This is a genomic window from Pseudomonas paraeruginosa PA7, assembly GCF_000017205.1.
In the GTDB taxonomy this organism is placed as follows: Bacteria; Pseudomonadota; Gammaproteobacteria; order Pseudomonadales; family Pseudomonadaceae; genus Pseudomonas; species Pseudomonas paraeruginosa.
The window spans coordinates 2,908,234-2,928,709 of the sequence record NC_009656.1; the positions used below are offsets into that span (position 1 = coordinate 2,908,234).

The window sequence follows — 20,476 nt, forward strand, 5'->3', positions numbered from 1 at the left end:
ATGAACGCAGAAGATTCCCTCAAGCTCGCCCGCCGCTTTATCGAACTGCCCGTTGAGAAGCGTCGGGTCTTCCTCGACACCCTGCGAGGGGAGGGAATCGATTTCTCGCTGTTCCCGATTCCGGCCGGCGTGGCTTCTGCCGAGCGTGATCGGCTGTCCTACGCCCAGCAGCGCATGTGGTTCCTCTGGCACCTGGAGCCACAGAGTGGCGCCTACAACCTGCCCAGCGCGGTGCGCCTGAACGGGCCGCTGGACCGCCAGGCGCTGGAGCGCGCGTTCGCCAGCCTGGTGCAGCGTCACGAAACCCTGCGCACGGTGTTCCCGCGCGGCGCCGACGACAGCCTGGCGCAGGCGCCGCTGCAACGCCCGCTGGAGGTTGCCTTCGAGGATTGCAGCGGCCTGCCCGAGGCCGAGCAGGAAGCCCGCCTGCGCGAGGAGGCGCAGCGCGAGTCGTTGCAGCCGTTCGACCTGTGCGAGGGGCCGTTGCTGCGGGTCCGCTTGATCCGCCTGGGCGAGGAGCGGCATGTGCTGCTGTTGACCCTGCATCACATCGTGTCCGACGGCTGGTCAATGAACGTGCTGATCGAAGAATTCAGTCGTTTCTACAGTGCCTATGCGACTGGCGCGGAGCCCGGCCTGCCGGCCTTGCCGATCCAGTACGCCGATTACGCCCTGTGGCAGCGCAGCTGGCTGGAGGCCGGCGAGCAGGAGCGCCAGCTGGAGTACTGGCGCGGCAAGCTCGGCGAGCGGCATCCGGTGCTGGAGTTGCCGACCGACCATCCGCGTCCGGCGGTTCCCGGCTACCGTGGCAGCCGCTACGAGTTCAGTATCGACCCGGCGCTGGCCGAAGCCCTGCGCGACACCGCGCGGCGCCAGGGGCTGACCCTGTTCATGCTGTTGCTCGGCGGCTTCAATATCCTCCTGCAACGCTATAGCGGGCAGACCGACCTGCGGGTCGGCGTGCCCATCGCCAACCGCAACCGCGCCGAGGTGGAAGGGCTGATCGGCCTGTTCGTCAATACCCAGGTGCTGCGCTCGGTATTCGACGGCCGCACGTCGGTGGCGACCCTGCTGGCCGGGCTCAAGGACACCGTGCTGGGTGCCCAGGCCCACCAAGACCTGCCGTTCGAGCGCCTGGTCGAGGCGTTCAAGGTCGAGCGCAGCCTCAGCCACAGCCCGCTGTTCCAGGTGATGTACAACCACCAGCCGCTGGTGGCGGACATCGAGGCGCTGGACGGCGTGGCCGGCCTCAGTTTCGCCCCGCTCGACTGGAAGAGCCGCACCACCCAGTTCGACCTGAGCCTGGACACCTACGAGAAAGGCGGGCGCCTGCACGCCGCACTGACCTACGCGACCGACCTGTTCGAGACGCGGACCGTCGAGCGCATGGCGCGGCATTGGCAGAACCTGCTGCGCGGCATGCTGGAAAACCCGCAGGCCAGCGTCGACTCGCTGCCGATGCTCGATGCCGAGGAGCGCGGCCAGTTGCTGGAAGGCTGGAACGCCACTGCGGCCGAGTACCCGCTGCAACGCGGCGTGCACCAGCTGTTCGAGGAGCAGGCCGAACGCAACCCGGAGGCGCCGGCGCTGGCCTTCGGCGAGGAACGCCTGGACTACGCCGAGCTGAATCGCCGGGCCAACCGCCTGGCGCATGCCCTGATCGAGCGCGGGGTCGGTGCGGACCGCCTGGTGGGTGTGGCCATGGAGCGTTCCATCGAGATGGTCGTGGCCCTGATGGCGATCCTCAAGGCCGGCGGTGCCTACGTGCCGGTGGACCCGGAGTATCCCGAGGAGCGCCAGGCCTACATGCTGGAGGACAGCGGCGTGCAGCTGCTGCTCAGCCAGTCGCACCTGAAGCTGCCGCTGGCGCGAGGCGTGCAGCGGATCGACCTGGATCGCGGTGCGCCCTGGTTCGAGGGTTACAGTGAGGCGAACCCGGATATTCATCTCGATGGCGAGAACCTCGCCTATGTCATCTACACCTCCGGTTCCACCGGCAAGCCCAAGGGCGCCGGCAACCGCCATTCGGCGCTGAGCAACCGCTTGTGCTGGATGCAGCAGGCCTACGGCCTGGGCGTCGGCGACACGGTGTTGCAGAAGACCCCGTTCAGCTTCGACGTGTCGGTCTGGGAGTTCTTCTGGCCGCTGATGAGCGGGGCGCGTTTGGTGGTGGCCGCGCCGGGCGACCATCGCGACCCGGCGAAGCTGGTGGCGCTGATCAATCGCGAAGGGGTCGATACGCTGCACTTCGTGCCGTCGATGCTGCAGGCCTTCCTGCAGGACGAAGACGTTGCCTCCTGCACCAGCCTGAAACGCATCGTTTGCAGTGGCGAGGCGCTGCCGGCGGACGCCCAGCAGCAGGTGTTCGCCAAGCTGCCGCAGGCCGGCCTCTATAACCTCTATGGCCCGACCGAGGCGGCCATCGACGTCACCCACTGGACCTGCGTGGAGGAGGGCAAGGATGCGGTGCCGATCGGCCGGCCGATCGCCAACCTGGCCTGCTACATCCTCGATGGCAACCTGGAGCCGGTGCCGGTGGGCGTGCTCGGCGAGCTGTACCTGGCCGGTCGGGGCCTGGCCCGTGGCTACCACCAGCGTCCGGGGCTGACTGCCGAGCGTTTCGTCGCCAGCCCGTTCGTGGCCGGGGAGCGGATGTACCGCAGCGGCGATCTGGCGCGCTACCGCGCCGACGGGGTGATCGAGTACGCCGGGCGGATCGACCACCAGGTGAAGCTGCGCGGCCTACGCATCGAGCTGGGCGAGATCGAGGCGCGCCTGCTGGAGCATCCGTGGGTACGCGAGGCGGCGGTGCTGGCGGTGGACGGCAAGCAACTGGTCGGCTACGTGGTGCTGGAGAGCGAGGGCGGCGACTGGCGCGAAGCGCTGGCCGCGCACCTGGCGGCGAGCCTGCCGGAATACATGGTGCCGGCGCAGTGGCTGGCGCTGGAGCGGATGCCGCTGAGTCCGAACGGCAAGCTGGAGCGCAAGGCGCTGCCGGCGCCTGAAGCAAGCGTGGCGCAGGCAGGCTACAGCGCACCGCGCAACGCGGTGGAGCGAACCCTGGCGGAAATCTGGCAGGACCTGCTGGGCGTCGAGCGAGTCGGCCTGGACGACAACTTCTTCAGCCTCGGCGGCGACTCGATCGTCTCGATCCAGGTGGTCAGCCGTGCGCGGCAGGCCGGATTGCAACTGAGCCCGCGCGACCTGTTCCAGCACCAGAACATCCGCAGCCTGGCCCTGGCGGCCAAGGCGGGTGCGGCGACGGCGGAACAGGGGCCGGCAAGCGGCGAGGTGGCGCTGGCGCCGGTACAGCGCTGGTTCTTCGAGCAGGCGATTGCCAACCGCCAGCACTGGAACCAGTCTCTCTTGTTGCAGGCGCGCCAGCCGCTCGACGGCGACCGGCTGGGGCGTGCCCTGGAACGCCTGCAGGCCCAGCACGATGCCCTGCGCCTGCGTTTCCGCGAAGAGGACGGCACCTGGCGTCAGGCCTACGCCGGGCAGGCCGGCGATTCGTTGTGGCGCCGCCAGGCGGAGTCGGCGGAAGCGGTGCTGGCGCATTGCGAAGAAGCCCAGCGCAGTCTCGATCTGGAGCAGGGCCCGCTGCTGCGCGCGCTGCTGCTGGACCTGGCCGACGGCAGCCAGCGCCTGCTATTGGTCATCCACCACCTGGTGGTGGACGGGGTGTCCTGGCGGATCCTGCTGGAGGACCTGCAGCGTCTCTATGCCGACCTCGACGCCGATCTCGGCCCGCGCAGCGGTTCCTACCAGGCCTGGACCCGCTTGCAGCACGAACAGGCCGGCGCGCGCCTCGGCGAACTCGCCTACTGGCAGGCGCAGCTAGAGGGTGCACCGGACACGCTGCCCTGCGACAACCCCCAGGGTGCCCTGGAAAACCGTCACGAGCGCAAGCTCGCCCTGACCTTCGACGCCGAATTCACCCGCCGGTTGCTGCAGGACGCCCCGGCGGCCTACCGGACCCAGGTCAACGACCTGCTGCTGACCGCCCTGGCCCGAGCGACCTGCCGCTGGAGCGGCGACGCCAGCGTGCTGGTGCAGCTCGAAGGGCACGGCCGCGAGGACCTCGGCGAGACTATCGACCTGAGCCGCACGGTGGGCTGGTTCACCAGCCTGTTCCCGCTGCGCCTGACTCCGGCCGCGGACCTCGGCGAGTCGCTGAAGGCGATCAAGGAGCAACTGCGCGGCGTGCCGGACAAGGGCGTCGGCTACGGCCTGCTGCGCTACCTGGCTGGAGAGGAGGCTGCGGCCCGCCTGGCCGCGCTGCCGCAGCCGCGGATCACCTTCAACTACCTGGGCCGGTTCGACCGCCAGTTCGACGAAGCGGCGCTGCTGCTACCGGCCGCGGAAAGCGCCGGCGCCGCCCAGGATCCGTGCGCCCCGCTGGCCAACTGGTTGAGCATCGAAGGCCAGGTCTACGGCGGCGAGCTGAGCCTGCACTGGAGCTTCAGCCGGGAAATGTTCGCCGAGGCGACCGTCCAGCGCCTGGTCGATGACTACGCGCGGGAGCTGCGGGCGCTGATCGAGCATTGCTGCCAGGACGGCAACCTTGGCGCCACGCCCTCGGACTTCCCCCTCGCGGCGCTGCGCCAGGAGCAACTGGATCGCCTGCCGCTGGCGCAGATCGAGGATATCTACCCGCTGTCGCCGATGCAGCACGGCATGCTGTTCCACTCACTCTACGAGCAGGCCAGCGGCGACTACCTGAACCAGCTCCGGGTCGAGGTCTGCGGACTCGATCCCGCGCGTTTCCGTGCGGCCTGGCAGGCGGCCGTCGACCGCCACGATATCCTGCGCGCCGGCTTCCTCTGGCAGGGCGACCTGGAGCAGCCGCTCCAGGTGATCCACAAGCGCCTCGAACTGCCCTTCGCCGAGCACGACTGGCGCGGCCGCGAGGGGCTCGCCGAGGCCCTCGACGAACTGGCCGCGAGCGAACGCCAGCGTGGCTTCGACCTGGAGCGGGCGCCCTTGCTGCGACTGGTGCTGGTACGCAGCGACGAAGATAGCTACCACCTGATCTACACCCATCACCACATCCTGCTGGACGGCTGGAGCAGCGCGCAGTTGCTCGGCGAGGTACTCGCTCGCTATGCCGGCGAGCCCGGGCAGGAGATGGGCGGGCGCTACCGCGACTACATCGCTTGGCTACAGGCGCAGGACAAGGGCGCCAGCGAGGCGTTCTGGAAAGAGCAACTGGCGGAACTGCTGGAGCCGACCCGCCTGGCCCAGGCGGTCGCCGCCGAGCGCGAGCAGGTCGGCGGCGGCCAGTTCCAGCGCAGCCTGACGCCGGCACGCACCGCGCGCCTGAAGGCATTCGCCCAGCGGCACGCTGTGACCCTCAATACCCTGGTGCAGGCTGCCTGGTCGTTGCTGCTGCAGCGCTACACCGGCCAGGACACCGTGGTCTTCGGCGCCACCGTCGCCGGGCGGCCCGCCGAACTGGCCGGAATCGAGCGGCAGATCGGCCTGTTCATCAACACCCTGCCGGTGGTCGCCACGCCGCAGCCGGGCATGCGCCTGGCCGACTGGCTGCAGGAGGTGCAGGCGCGCAGCCTGGCGCTGCGCGAGCAGGAGCACACGCCGCTGTTCGAGATCCAGCGTTGGGCCGGGCTCGGCGAGGCGCTGTTCGACAGCCTGCTGGTATTCGAGAACTACCCGGTGGCCGAAGCCCTGGAAAAGGGCTCGCCAGGCAGCGTGCGTTTCGGTCCGGTGAGCAACCATGAACAGACCAACTACCCGCTGACTGTAGCCCTGGGCGTCGGCGACAGTCTGTCGCTGCAATACAGTTATGACCGCCAGGCGTTTTCCGATGCCGCGGTCGAGCAGTTGGACCGGCACCTGCTGAACCTGCTGGAAGGCTTCGTCGACAACGCCGAACGGACGCTGGTCGAGCTGAGCCTGCTGGATGCCGAGGAGCGCGTGCTGATCGATTCGCTGTGGAACCGCAGCGAGTCGGGCTTCCCCGCTTCGCCGCTGATCCACCAGCGGGTGGCGGAGCGTGCGCGCCTGGCGCCGGACGCGCCGGCGGTGCTGTTCGACGACCAGGTGCTGAGCTTCGCCGAGCTGGACAGCCGGGCCAACCGCCTGGCACACGCGCTGATCGACCGCGGCGTCGGGCCCGAGGTGCGGGTGGCGATCGCCATGCAGCGCAGCGCGGAGATCATGATTGCCTTCCTCGCCGTGCTGAAGTCCGGCGGCGCCTACGTGCCCCTGGACATCGAGTACCCGCGCGAACGCCTGCTGTACATGATGCAGGACAGCCGCGCGCACCTGCTGCTGACCCAGAGCCACTTGCTCGAGCGGTTGCCGATCCCCACCGGCCTGGCCTGCCTGTCCCTGGACCGCGAGGAGGAGTGGGCCGGCTTCCCCACCCATGATCCAGAGGTGGCGCTGCACGGCGACAACCTGGCCTACGTGATATACACCTCCGGCTCCACCGGCATGCCCAAGGGCGTGGCGGTGTCCCACGGCCCGCTGGCCGCGCACATCGTGGCCACCGGCGAGCGCTACGAGATGACCCCGGCGGACTGCGAGCTGCACTTCATGTCGTTCGCCTTCGACGGCTCCCATGAAGGCTGGATGCACCCGCTGATCAACGGCGCGCGGGTGCTGATCCGCGACGATAGCCTGTGGCTGCCGGAGCAGACCTACGCGCAGATGCATCGCCACGGCGTCACCGTTGCGGTGTTCCCGCCGGTCTACCTGCAGCAGCTGGCCGAACATGCCGAACGCGACGGCAACCCTCCGGCGGCCCGGGTCTACTGCTTCGGCGGCGACGCGGTGGCGCAGGCCAGCTACGACCTGGCCTGGCGCGCGCTACGCCCGCAATACCTGTTCAACGGCTACGGACCGACCGAAACGGTGGTCACCCCGCTGCTCTGGAAAGCCCGCCCGGACGACGCCTGCGGCGCCGCCTACATGCCGATCGGCACGTTGCTGGGCAATCGCAGCGGCTACATCCTCGATGCCCAGCTGAACCTGCTGCCGGTCGGCGTGGCCGGCGAGCTGTACCTGGGCGGGGAAGGCGTGGCGCGCGGTTACCTGGAGCGTCCGGCGCTGACCGCCGAGCGTTTCGTGCCGGATCCCTTCGGCGCGCCCGGCAGCCGCCTGTACCGCAGCGGCGACCTGACCCGCGGCCGCGCCGATGGCGTGGTGGACTACCTGGGCCGGGTCGACCACCAGGTGAAGATTCGCGGCTTCCGGATCGAACTGGGCGAGATCGAGGCGCGCCTGCGCGAGCAGACGGCGGTGCGCGAGGCGGTGGTGGTCGCCCAGGCCGGCGCCAGCGGCCAGCAACTGGTCGGCTACGTGGTCCCGCAGGATCCGGCGCTGGTCGAGGACGCCGGTGCCCAGGCGGCCTGCCGCGACGCCTTGCGCAAGGCGCTGAAGGAGCGCTTGCCCGAGTACATGCTGCCGGCGCACCTGCTGTTCCTGCCGCGCATGCCGCTGACCCCCAACGGCAAGCTGGATCGCAAGGGCCTGCCCAAGCCCAGCGCCGACCAGCAGCAACGCGACTACCAGGCCCCGCGCAGCGAAGTGGAAAGGCAACTGGCGACGATCTGGGCGGATGTCCTGAAGCTGGAGCAGGTCGGCCTGGCCGACAACTTCTTCGAGATCGGCGGCGATTCCATCATTTCCCTGCAGGTGGTCAGCCGTGCGCGCCAGCTCGGCATCCATTTCACTCCGAAGATGCTCTTCGAGGCGCAGACCATCGGTGCCCTGGCCCCGCTGGCCGAGGGCGGTACGCAGGTGCTGGCTATCGACCAGGGACCGGTGACCGGCGTCACGCCGTTGCTGCCGATCCAGCAGGGTTTCTTCGCCGAGGAGGTCGCCGAGCGCCACTGGTGGAACCAGTCGGTACTCCTGGAAGCCCGCGAGCCGCTCGATGCCCGGCACCTTGAGCAGGCCCTGCGGGGTGTGCTGGCGCACCACGATGCGCTGCGCCTGTCCTTCACCCGCGAGGCGGCCGGCTGGACGGCGCGCCACCGGGGTGTGGAAGAGGGCGCTGCGGCGCTGCTCCGCGTCGCTCGGGTCGCCGACCTGGCGGCGCTGCGGGCGCTGGCCGACGAAGTCCAGCGCAGTCTCGACCTGGCCGATGGGCCGTTGTTGCGCGCCCTGCTGGCGACTTTCGACGATGGCAGCCAGCGCCTGCTGCTGGTTTTCCACCATCTGGTGGTGGATGGTGTGTCCTGGCGGATTCTCTTCGAAGACCTGCAGACTGCCTACCGGCAGTTGCTGGCGGGTCAGGCCGTCGAGCTACCGGCCAAGACCAGCGCCTTCAGGGATTGGGCCGAGCGCCTGCGGGCGTTCGCCGGTGACGGCGGCCTGGATGGTGAACTGGCGTACTGGCAAGGGCAATTGCAAGGCGCCTCCAGCGACCTGCCGTGCCTCGACCCGCAGGGCGACCAGAGCAACCGCCATGCCCGTTCGGTCGTTTGTGCACTGGACGCCGAGGCGACCCGGCAATTGCTGCAGGAGGCACCGGCCGCCTACCGCACCCAGGTCAACGACCTGCTGTTGACCGCGCTGGCGCGGGTGGTCTGCCGCTGGACCGGGCAGGCCGATGCGCTGATCCAGCTGGAGGGGCATGGCCGCGAGGAGCTGTTCGCCGAGATCGACCTGACGCGCACGGTGGGCTGGTTCACCAGCCTGTTCCCGCTGCGCCTGACCCCGGCCGAGGGCATCGCCGCGTCGATCAAGGGCATCAAGGAGCAACTGCGCGCGGTGCCGAACAAGGGCATCGGCTTCGGCGCCCTGCGCTACCTGGGCAGCGCGGCGAGCCAGGCAGCCCTGGCCGGGTTGCCGGTGCCGCGCATCACCTTCAACTACCTCGGCCAGTTCGACGGCAGCTTCGCCATGGAGGAGGGCGCGCTGTTCGTTCCGGCCGGCGAGCGCGCCGGCGACGACCAGAGCCCGGACGCGCCGCTGGCCAACTGGCTGGCGCTGAACGGACGCATCTATGGCGGCGAGCTGCGCATCGACTGGAGCTTCAGCGGCGAGCGCTTCGAAACCGCCAGCATCCAGCGCCTGGCCGACGCCTATCGCGACGAACTGCTGGCGCTGATCGCCCACTGCCGCGTGGCCGAGGGCCAGGGCCTGACGCCCTCGGACTTCCCGCTGGCGCGCCTTGACCAGGCGCGTCTCGATCAGTTGCCGCTGGCGCCCTGCGAAGTCGAGGACCTCTACCCGCTATCGCCGATGCAGCAGGGCATGCTGTTCCACAGCCTGTACCAGCAGGAGGCCGGCGATTACATCAACCAATTGCGGGTGGACGTCGACGGTCTGCATCCGGAGAGTTTCCACGCGGCCTGGCAGGCGGCGCTGGACGAGCACGATGTGTTGCGCAGCGGCTTCCTCTGGCAGGGCGCCTTCGAGACGCCGCTGCAAGTGGTGCGCAAGCGTGTCGAAGTGCCGTTCAGCGTACTCGACTGGCGCGGTCGCGAGGACCTGGCGGCGGCTCTCGACGAACTGGCCGCCGGCGAAGGCCGGCTGGGCTTCGACCTGAGCGAGGCGCCGCTGCTGCGCCTGGTGCTGGTGCGGATCGACGAGCGGCGCCATCACCTGATCTACACCAACCACCACATCCTGATGGACGGCTGGAGCAACTCGCAGCTGCTCGGCGAGGTACTGCAGCGCTACCGTGGCGAAACGCCGCCGCGCTCCGGCGGCCGCTACCGCGACTACATCGCCTGGCTGCAACGCCAGGACGCCGCGCTCGCCGAGGCCTTCTGGCTGCCGCGCCTGCGTCGGCTGGACGAGCCGACCCGCCTGGGGCAGTCGATCGCCCAGGCCAAGCGACGCGGCAAGGGCTACGCGGAACTGTCGCGCGAACTCGATGGCGAGCAGACCCGGCGCCTGGCCGAACTGGCCCGCGAGCAGAAGGTCACGCTCAATACCCTGGTCCAGGCCGCCTGGCTGATGTTGCTGCAACGCTATACCGGACAGGACAGCGTGGCCTTCGGCGCCACTGTCGCCGGCCGCCCGGCGGAACTGAACGGGATCGAGGAGCAGATCGGCCTGTTCATCAACACCCTGCCGGTCATCGCTACCCCGCTTCCGCAGCAGAGCCTGGCGTCCTGGCTGCAGGCGGTACAGGGCGAGAACCTGGCCCTGCGCGAATTCGAACACACGCCGCTGTACGACATCCAGCGCTGGGCCGGGCAGGGCGGCGAGGCGCTGTTCGACAATATCCTGGTGTTCGAGAACTACCCCGTTTCGCAGATGCTCCAGCAGCAGGCCTCGCAAGGTCTGGCCTTCGGCACCGTGGGCAACCACGAGCAGACCAACTATCCGCTGACCCTCAGTGTGAGCCTGGGACAGTGTCTGGAATTGCAGTTCGCCTACGACCGCGAGCATTTCGACGATGCCGGCGTGGAGCGCCTGGATCGCCACCTGACGCACTTGCTGGCGCAGATGGTCGAGCGTCCGGCCAGCACCTGCCTGGCCGAGTTCCAGCTGCTGGAAGCGGCGGAGCAGCGCCAGGCGATCTTCGACTGGGGGCGCAACCCGGGACGCTATCCGGACCAGCGCAGCGTCGAGCAGTTGTTCGCCAGCCGCGCGGCGATGGAGCCCGAGCGGGTGGCGTTGCTCTTCGAGGAGCGCCAGCTGAGCTACGGCGAGCTCAACGCCCAGGCCAACCGCCTGGCCCACCGCCTGATCGAACTGGGCGTGGGACCGGACGTGCTGGTGGGGATCGCCGTCGAGCGCGGGCTGGAAATGATCGTCAGCCTGCTGGCGGTGCTCAAGGCCGGCGGCGCCTACGTGCCGCTGGACCCGGAATATCCGCAGGAGCGCCTCGGCTACATGATCGAGGACAGCGGCATCGCCCTGTTGCTCAGCCAGAGCCACCTGCTGCAACGCCTGCCAGCGGCCGCCGGGATCGCCTGCCTGGCGCTCGACCGGGCACGGGACTGGCAGGACCGTCCGGCGCACGACCCGCAGTCGCGGGCGCATCCGCAGAACCTCGCCTACGTGATGTTCACCTCCGGCTCCACCGGCCGGCCCAAGGGCGTCGGCATCAGCCGAGAGAGCCTGTCGCGGCATACCCACGTGTCGCTGGAGTTCTTCGGCATCGGGCCGGACGACCGGGTGCTGCAATTCTCCACCTTCAATTTCGACGGCTTCGTCGAGCAGCTCTATCCGCCGCTGGCCTGCGGCGCCTCGGTGGTGCTGCGCGGCACCGAGATCTGGGACAGCGAGACGCTGTACCGGGAGATCGTCGAGCGACGCATCACCACGGTGGACCTGACCACCGCCTACTGGAATATGCTGGCCAAGGACTTCGCCAACCAGGGCGTGCGCGACTACGGCGCGCTCCGTCAGGTCCACGCCGGGGGCGAGGCGATGCCACCGGAAAGCCTGTTGGCATGGAAGGCCGCCGGGCTGGAGCATGTGCGCCTGCTCAACACCTACGGCCCCACCGAGGCGACCGTCACCGTCACCACCCTGGATTGCGCGCCCTACGTCGATGGCAGCATGGCGATCCCGGCGACCATGCCGATCGGCAAGGTGTTGCCAGGCCGCGCCATCTATCTGCTGGACGATGCCGGACAACCGGCACCGGTCGGTGCGGTCGGCGAGCTGGTGATCGGCGCCGAGCTGCTGGCGCGCGGCTATTTCAAGCGTCCCGACCTGACGGCCGCACGCTTCATTCCCGATCCGTTCGACGAGCAGGGCGGCGGCCGCCTGTACCGCACCGGCGACCTGGCACGCTACGGCGCCGACGGGGTGATCGAGTACGTCGGTCGGGTCGACCATCAAGTCAAGGTCCGTGGCTTCCGCATCGAACTGGGCGAGATCGAGGCCTGCCTCGGCGAGCACCCGGCGCTGCGCGAGGCCCTGGTCATCGCCGTCGAGGGCGCTGCCGGGGCGCAACTGGTGGCGTATCTGGTGCCGCAAGCGGAAGCGCTGGCTAGCGCCACGCTGGAGGTACAGGCCGCGCTGCGCAACGAGCTGAAGGCCCTGCTGCGCGACAGCCTCCCCGAGTACATGGTGCCGGCGCACCTGCTGTTCCTCGAACGCCTGCCGCTGAGCCCCAACGGCAAGGTCGACCGCAAGGCGCTGCCGGCGCCCGACGCCAGTCTCCTCCAGGAAGCCTACGTGGCGCCGCGCAGCGAGCTGGAATGCCAGGTCGCGGCGATCTGGCAGGAAGTGCTGAAGCTCCAGCGGGTTGGCCTCGACGACCATTTCTTCGAACTCGGCGGGCACTCGCTGCTGGCCATCAACGTGATTTCGCGCATTCAACTGGAGCTGGGCATGAAGCTCACCCCCCAACTGTTGTTCCAATTCCCGACCCTGGGGCTTTTCGTCAGCAATCTGGAGAAGGCCGGTGGGCAGGTCGACACATCGAAACTGAACAAGCTGGAAGCCCTGCTTGATGAAATGGAGGAAGTCTGAATGGACATGAGCGTAGCTTTGCGGGTTGCCCGGCGCTTCATCACGCTTCCCCTCGACAAGCGCAAGCTGTACCTGGCGAAGATGCAGGAGGAGGGCGTGACGCCGGCCAACCTGCCGATTCCCGAGGTGGCCTCGGCCTTCGAGCGCATCCCGCTGTCCTATGCCCAGGAGCGCCAGTGGTTCCTCTGGCAGATGGACCCGCAGAGCGCTGCCTACAACATTCCCTCGGCGCTGCGCCTGCGTGGCGAACTGGACGTCGAGGCGCTGGCCGCCAGCCTGGGCGCCATCGTCGAGCGCCACCAGAGCCTGCGTACCGTGTTCGTCGAGGACGAACAACTGGATGGCTTCCGCCAGCAGGTGCTGGCGTCGGTCGACCTACCCGTCCCGGTCACGCTGGCGAGCGGCGACGACGCGCAGGCGCAGATTCGCGCCTTCGTTGAAAGCGAGACGCAACAGCCCTTCGATCTGCGTAACGGGCCGCTGCTTCGCGCGCGCCTGTTGCGGTTGGCGGCCGACGATCACGTGCTGACCCTGACCATCCACCATGCGGCGGCCGATGGCTGGTCCATGCGGGTACTGGTGGAGGAGCTCATTGCCCTCTACGGCGCGCGCCGCCAAGGCATCGAGGCGACGCTGCCCGATTTGCCGATCCAGTATGCGGACTATGCGATCTGGCAACGGCACTGGCTGGAGGCCGGCGAACGCGAGCGCCAGTTGGAGTACTGGATGGCGCGGCTGGGCGGAGGGCAGACCGTGCTCGAACTGCCGACGGACCGCCAGCGCCCGGCGCTGCCGAGCTACCGTGGCGCGCGCCATGAACTGCGGTTGCCGCAGGCGTTGGGCCGACAGTTGCAGGCGCTGGCGCAGCGCGAAGGGGCGACGCTGTTCATGCTCCTGCTGGCCTCGTTCCAGGCGCTCCTGCATCGCTACAGCGGCCAGGACGACATCCGCGTCGGCGTGCCGGTGGCCAACCGCAACCGGGTCGAGACCGAGCGGCTCATCGGCTTCTTCGTCAATACCCAGGTGCTGCGCGCCGACCTCGATGCGCAGATGCCTTTCCTTGACCTTCTACAGCAGACCCGTGTCGCCGCGCTCGGCGCCCAGGCCCACCAGGACCTGCCGTTCGAGCAACTGGTCGAGGCCTTGCAGCCGGAGCGCAGTCTCAGCCACAGCCCGCTGTTCCAGGCCATGTACAACCACCAGAACCTGGGTTCCGCAGGTCGCCAGTCGCTGGCAGCGCAGTTGCCGGGGCTGAACGTCGAGGACCTCTCGTGGGGCGCGCACAGCGCGCAGTTCGACCTGACCCTGGACACCTACGAGTCGGAACAGGGCGTGCACGCCGAGTTCACCTACGCCACCGACCTGTTCGAGGCCACGACCGTGGAGCGCCTGGCGCGCCACTGGCGCAACCTGCTCGAGGCCATCGTCGCCGAGCCGCGGCGACGCCTCGGCGACCTGCCGCTGTTCGACGCCGAGGAGCGCGCCGCGCTGCTGCAACGCAGCCGCCTGCCGGCGAGCGAGTATCCCGCCGGGCAGGGCGTGCATCGCCTGTTCGAGGCCCAGGCCGGCCTGACCCCGGACGCGCCGGCCTTGCTGTTCGGCGAGGAACGCCTGAGCTACGCCGAACTCAATGCGTTGGCCAACCGCCTGGCCTGGCGCCTGCGCGAGGAGGGTGTCGGCAGCGATGTACTGGTCGGCATCGCGCTGGAGCGCGGCGTACCCATGGTGGTGGCCCTGCTGGCGGTGCTCAAGGCGGGTGGCGCCTACGTGCCGCTGGACCCGCAGTATCCCGCGGACCGCCTGCAGTACATGATCGATGACAGCGGGCTGCGCCTGTTGCTCAGCCAGGAAAGCGTGCTGGCGCGCCTGCCGCGGGCGGATGGGCTGCGAAGCCTGCTGCTCGATGACCTGGAGCGACTGGTGCAAGGCTACCCGGCGGAAAACCCGGACCTGCCGCAGGCGCCCGACAGTCTCTGCTACGCGATCTACACCTCCGGTTCCACCGGCCAGCCGAAAGGCGTGATGGTCCGCCACCGCGCCCTGACCAACTTCGTCTGCAGCATCGCCCGACAACCGGGCATGCTGGCGCGGGACCGCCTGCTGTCGGTGACCACCTTCTCCTTCGATATCTTCGGCCTCGAGCTCTACGTGCCGCTGGCGCGTGGCGCCAGCGTGCTGCTCGCCAGCCGCGAACAGGCCCAGGACCCAGAAGCCCTGCTCGACCTGGTCGAGCGACAGGGCGTCACGGTACTGCAGGCGACCCCGGCGACCTGGCGGATGCTGTGCGACAGCGAGCGTGTCGACCTGCTGCGTGGCTGCACCCTGCTGTGCGGTGGCGAGGCGCTGGCGGAGGACCTGGCGGCGCGCATGCGCGAACTGTCGGCGTCGACCTGGAATCTCTACGGGCCGACCGAGACGACGATCTGGTCGGCGCAGTTCCGCCTCGGTGAGGAGGCCCGGCCGTTCCTCGGCGGGCCGCTGGCAAACACCGCGCTGTACATCCTCGACAGCGAAATGAACCCATGCCCGCCCGGCGTCGCCGGCGAGCTGCTGATCGGCGGCGACGGACTGGCGCGTGGCTACCATCGCCGCCCCGGCCTGACCGCCGAACGCTTCCTGCCCGACCCGTTCGCCGCCGACGGTTCGCGCCTGTACCGCACCGGCGACCTGGCGCGCTACCGCGCCGACGGGGTCATCGAATACCTTGGACGGATCGACCACCAGGTGAAGATCCGCGGATTCCGCATCGAGCTCGGCGAAATCGAGACGCGCCTGCTGGAGCAGGACAGCGTGCGCGAGGCGGTGGTCGTCGCCCAGCCGGGCGCGGCCGGGTCGATCCTGGTGGCCTACCTGGTGCCCGCCGAGGCCGCGCTGGTCGGTGCCGAGTCGGCGCGCCAGCAGGAGCTGCGCAGCGCATTGAAGAACAGCCTGCTGGCGGTTCTCCCGGACTACATGGTGCCGGCGCACATGCTGCTGCTGGCGAGCCTGCCGCTGACGCCGAACGGCAAGATCAACCGCAAGGCGCTGCCGCTGCCGGACGCGAACGCGGTCCGGGACGCCCATGTCGCGCCCGAAGGCGAGCTGGAACGGGCCATGGCGGCGATCTGGAGCGAGGTCCTGAAGCTCGGGCGCATCGGTCGGGACGACAATTTCTTCGAGCTGGGCGGCCATTCGCTGCTGGTGACCCAGGTGGTTTCCCGGGTACGCCGCCGCCTCGACCTGCAAGTGCCGCTGCGCACCCTGTTCGAGCACAGCACCCTGCGCGCCTATGCGCAGGCCGTGGCGCAGCTGGCGCCGGCCGCCCAGGGCGGGATCGTCCGGGGCGCCAGGGATGCGTCGCCGCAGCTGTCGTTCGCCCAGGAACGCCAGTGGTTCATCTGGCGCCTGGAGCCGGACAGCGCGGCCTACAACATCCCGGTGGCGTTGCGTCTGAAGGGGCCGCTGCGGCGCGACGCCCTGCAGGAGGCCCTGGACCTGCTGGTGCAGCGCCATGAAACGCTGCGCACCACCTTCGTCGAACACGATGGCGCGCCGCGCCAGGTCATCCACTCGGTGCTGCCGGTGCCCATCGAGGAGCGCCCCCCGCTGGCGGCCGGCGAAGACCTGAAGACACTGGTGGAAACCGAGGCCCATCGGCCGTTCGACCTGCAGCGCGGACCGCTGCTGCGGGTCCTGCTGTTGCCGCTGGCGACGGACGAATGCGCGCTGCTGCTGACCCTGCACCACATCATCGCCGATGGCTGGTCGATGCAGGTCCTGGTGGACGAGCTGATCCGTGTCTACGCCGCGCTTCGGCAGGACGAGTCTCCCGCGCTGGCGGAGTTGCCGATCCAGTACGCCGACTTCGCGGCCTGGCAGCGCCAGTGGATGGATGGCGGCGAGCGCGAGCGCCAGCTGGGCTACTGGGTCTCCCGCCTGGGCGGCGAGCAGCCGTTGCTGGAGTTGCCCGGCGACCGGCCGCGACCGCAGCAGCAGAGCCATCGTGGCCGGCGCATCGGCATCCCGTTGCCGGCGGAGCTCGCCGAGGCCCTGCGGCGGCTCGCCCAGGCCGAGCAGAGCACGTTGTTCATGCTGCTGCTGGCGTCGTTCCAGGCGCTCCTGCATCGCTACAGCGGGCAGGACGACATTCGCGTCGGCGTACCCATCGCCAACCGCAATCGCGAGGAAACCGAGGGGCTCATCGGCTTCTTCGTCAACACCCAGGTGCTGCGCGCCGAACTCGACGGACAACTGCCGTTCCGCGAGCTGCTGCGGCAGGTCCGGCAGGCGGTGGTGGAAGCGCAGGGCCACCAGGACCTGCCGTTCGAGCAACTGGTGGATGCGTTGCAGCCGGAACGCAGCCTCAGCCATGCGCCGTTGTTCCAGGTGATGTACAACCACCAGCGCGACGATCATCGCGGCTCGCGCTTCGCCGCTCTGGGCGAACTCGAGGTCGAGGACCTGGCCTGGGACGTGCAGACCGCGCAGTTCGACCTGACCCTGGATACCTACGAGTCCTCCCGTGGCCTGCTTGCCGAACTGACCTATGCCACCGATCTCTTCGACGTGTCGAGCGCCGAGCGCATCGCCGGCCACTGGCTGAACCTGCTCCAGTCGATCGTCGCCCGGCCGGACGCGCGCATCGCCGAGCTGAAACTTCTGCACGAGGCCGAAGCGCGCGCCGACCTGCTGCAATGGAACCCCCATCCGCAGGACTTCCCCCCGGCGTCCTGCCTGCACCGCCTGATCGAGCGCCAGGCCGCCGAGCGTCCGCAGGCGACGGCGGTGGTCTACGGCGAACGCGCGCTCGACTATGGCGAGCTGAACCGGCGGGCCAATCGCCTGGCTCACCGGCTGATCGAACTCGGTGTCGGCCCCGACGTGCTGGTCGGCCTGGCGGCCGAGCGCAGCCTGGAGATGATCGTCGGCCTGCTGGCTATCCTCAAGGCCGGCGGCGCCTATGTCCCGCTCGATCCGCGCTACCCGCGCGACCGGCTGGGCTACATGATCGAGGACAGCGGCATCCGCCTGCTGCTGGCCCAGCGCGAGGCGTGCGAACGCTTGCCGCTCGGCGAGGGCTTGCCGTGCCTGCTGCTGGATGCGGAACAGGAGTGGGCCGGCTACCCCGAGAGCGATCCGCAGAGCGCCGTCGGCGTCGATAACCTGGCCTATGTGATCTACACCTCCGGCTCCACCGGAAAACCGAAGGGCACCCTGCTGCCGCATGGCAACGTGCTACGCCTGTTCGACGCCACCCGGCACTGGTTCGGCTTCTGCGCGGACGACGCCTGGAGCCTGTTCCACTCCTACGCGTTCGATTTCTCCGTCTGGGAGATCTTCGGCGCGCTGTTGCATGGCGGCAGGCTGGTCATCGTCCCGTACGAGACCAGCCGTTCGCCCGAGGACTTCCTGCGCCTGCTGTGCCGGGAGCGGGTGACGGTGCTGAACCAGACGCCGTCGGCCTTCAAGCAGTTGATGCAGGTCGCCTGCGCCGGCCAGGAGGTTGCGCCGCTGGCCCTGCGGCATGTGGTGTTCGGTGGCGAGGCGCTGGAAGTGCAGGCCCTGCGCCCATGGTTCGAGCGCTTCGGCGATCGCGCGCCGCGCCTGGTCAATATGTATGGGATCACCGAAACCACGGTCCACGTGACCTATCGTCCGCTGTCGTTGGCGGACCTCGAAGGCGGGGCGGCCAGTCCGATCGGTGAACCGATCGCGGACCTGTCCTGGTATCTGCTCGACGCCGGGCTGAACCCAGTGCCCAGGGGCTGCATCGGCGAGCTGTATGTGGGGGGCGCGGGATTGGCGCGGGGCTATCTGAACCGCCCCGAGCTGAGTTGCACGCGCTTCGTCGCCGATCCGTTCTCCACGACTGGGGGACGTCTGTACCGGACCGGCGACCTGGCTCGCTATCGTTGCGACGGAGTGGTCGAGTACGTCGGTCGGATCGACCACCAGGTCAAGATTCGCGGCTTCCGCATCGAACTGGGCGAAATCGAGGCCCGCCTGCTCGAACAGCCGGGCGTGGCCGAGGTAGCGGTGCTGCCTCACGAGGGAGCGGGCGCTACCCAACTGGTCGGCTATGTCGTGACGAAGGCGGCGCCCGGCGATCCCGCCGCGTTGCGCGATACGCTGCGCCAGGCGTTGAAGGCGAGTTTGCCGGAGCACATGGTGCCCGCCCACCTGCTGTTCCTCGAGCGCCTGCCGTTGACGGCCAACGGCAAGCTGGACCGGCGTGCCTTGCCTGCGCCGGACGCCAGCCGTCTGCAGCAGGGCTATGTCGCGCCGCGCAGCGAGCTGGAGCAGCGCCTGGCGGCGATCTGGGCGGATGTGCTGAAGCTTGGCCGTGTCGGCCTGGACGACAACTTCTTCGAACTTGGCGGCGACTCGATCATTTCCATCCAGGTGGTCAGTCGCGCGCGCCAGGCCGGGATCCGGCTGGCGCCCAGGGACCTGTTCCTGCACCAGACGATCCGCGGCCTGGCCGGCGTGGCCGTCGAGGGCCGCGGCCTGGCCAGCGCCGAACAGGGGCCGATCAGCGGGAGCACGCCGCTGCTGCCCATCCAGCAGATGTTCTTCGAGCAGGATATTCCGCGGCGCCAGCACTGGAACCAGTCGGTCCTGCTGGAACCGGGGCAGGCGCTCGACGGTACGCTGCTGGAACAGGCGCTGCAGGCCTTGCTGGCGTACCATGATGCGTTGCGCCTGGGCTTCCGTCTCGAAGACGGGAGCTGGCGCGCCGAACACCGCGCGGTCGAGGCCGGCGAGGCGTTGCTGTGGCAGCGCTCGGTCGCCGATGGGCAAGCGCTGGAAGCCCTGGCGGAGCAGGCCCAGCGCAGCCTCGACCTGGGCAACGGGCCTCTGTTGCGCGCGCTGCTGGCGACACTCGGAGACGGCAGCCAGCGGCTGTTGCTGGTGATCCACCACCTGGCGGTGGATGGGGTGTCCTGGCGGATCCTGCTCGAAGACCTGCAGACCGCCTACCGCCAGTTGCAGGCCGGCCAGGCCGTTGCGCTGCCCGCCAAGACCAGCGCCTTCAAGGCATGGGCCGAACGCCTGCAGGCGCATGCCCGCGACGGCGGCCTGGAGAGCGAGCGCGGCTACTGGCTGGCGCAGCTCGAAGGCGTGTCCACCGAACTGCCCTGCGACGATCGCGAGGGCGCGCAATCGCTCCGGCATGTCCGTTCGGCACGTACCGAGCTGAGCGAAGAGGCCACGCGCCGGTTGTTGCAGGAAGCGCCGGCGGCCTACCGGACCCAGGTCAACGATCTGTTGCTCACCGCGCTGGCGCGGGTCATCGGTCGCTGGAGCGGCCAGGCGGATACCCTCATCCAGCTCGAAGGACACGGGCGCGAGGAGTTGTTCGAGGACATCGACCTGACCCGCACGGTGGGCTGGTTCACCAGCCTGTTCCCGCTGCGCCTGTCGCCGGTGGCGGAGCTGGGCGCTTCGATCAAACGGATCAAGGAGCAATTGCGCGCGATTCCGCACAAAGGACTGGGCTTCGGCGTCCTGCGTTACCTCGGCAGCGCCGAGGATCGGGCGGCGCTGACGGCCCTGCCGAGTCCGCGCATCACCTTCAACTACCTGGGGCAGTTCGACGGCAGCTTCTCCGCCGATTCCTCCGCGCTGTTCCGTCCCAGCGCCGACGCGGCCGGCAGCGAGCGCGACAGCGACGCGCCGCTGGACAACTGGCTGAGCCTCAACGGCCAGGTCTATGCCGGCCGGCTCGGCATCGACTGGAGCTTCAGCACCGCGCGTTTCAGCGAGGCGAGCATCGTTCGCCTGGCCGATGCCTATCGCGACGAGCTGCTGGCGCTGATCGAGCATTGTTGCGCCGCCGGTGTCGAAGGCGTGACCCCATCGGACTTCCCCCTGGCCGGGCTCGACCAGCGGCAGTTGGACGCCTTGCCCCTGGCGGCGGGTGAGGTGGAGGATCTCTATCCGCTGTCGCCGATGCAGCAGGGCATGCTGTTCCATAGCCTGTACCAGCAGAACAGCGGCGACTACATCAACCAGATGCGTCTGGACGTGGAAGGTCTGGATCCCCAACGCTTCCGCGAGGCCTGGCAGGCGGCGCTGGATGCCC

General features: G+C 69.1%; 2 protein-coding genes (1 of these 2 cut by a window edge). Both read left to right on the forward strand.

Annotated features, from left to right (window positions below; genetic code table 11):
• Complete coding sequence (locus tag PSPA7_RS13605; RefSeq protein WP_012075663.1) at nucleotides 1-12,411, forward strand: non-ribosomal peptide synthase/polyketide synthase; 12,411 nt, start codon at nucleotides 1-3, stop codon at nucleotides 12,409-12,411.
• On the forward strand, nucleotides 12,412-20,476 hold the 5' portion of the coding sequence (locus PSPA7_RS13610) for a non-ribosomal peptide synthase/polyketide synthase (RefSeq protein WP_012075664.1). Its footprint extends 6,911 nt past the window's final position; only the first 8,065 of its 14,976 coding nucleotides appear in the window; the start codon lies at nucleotides 12,412-12,414; the stop codon falls past the right edge of the window.

Bases quoted from the DNA above. Each gene is read 5' to 3' on its own strand.
- PSPA7_RS13605 (WP_012075663.1), top strand. From the start codon at position 1: ATGAACGCAGAAGATTCCCTCAAGCTCGCCCGCCGCTTTATCGAACTG.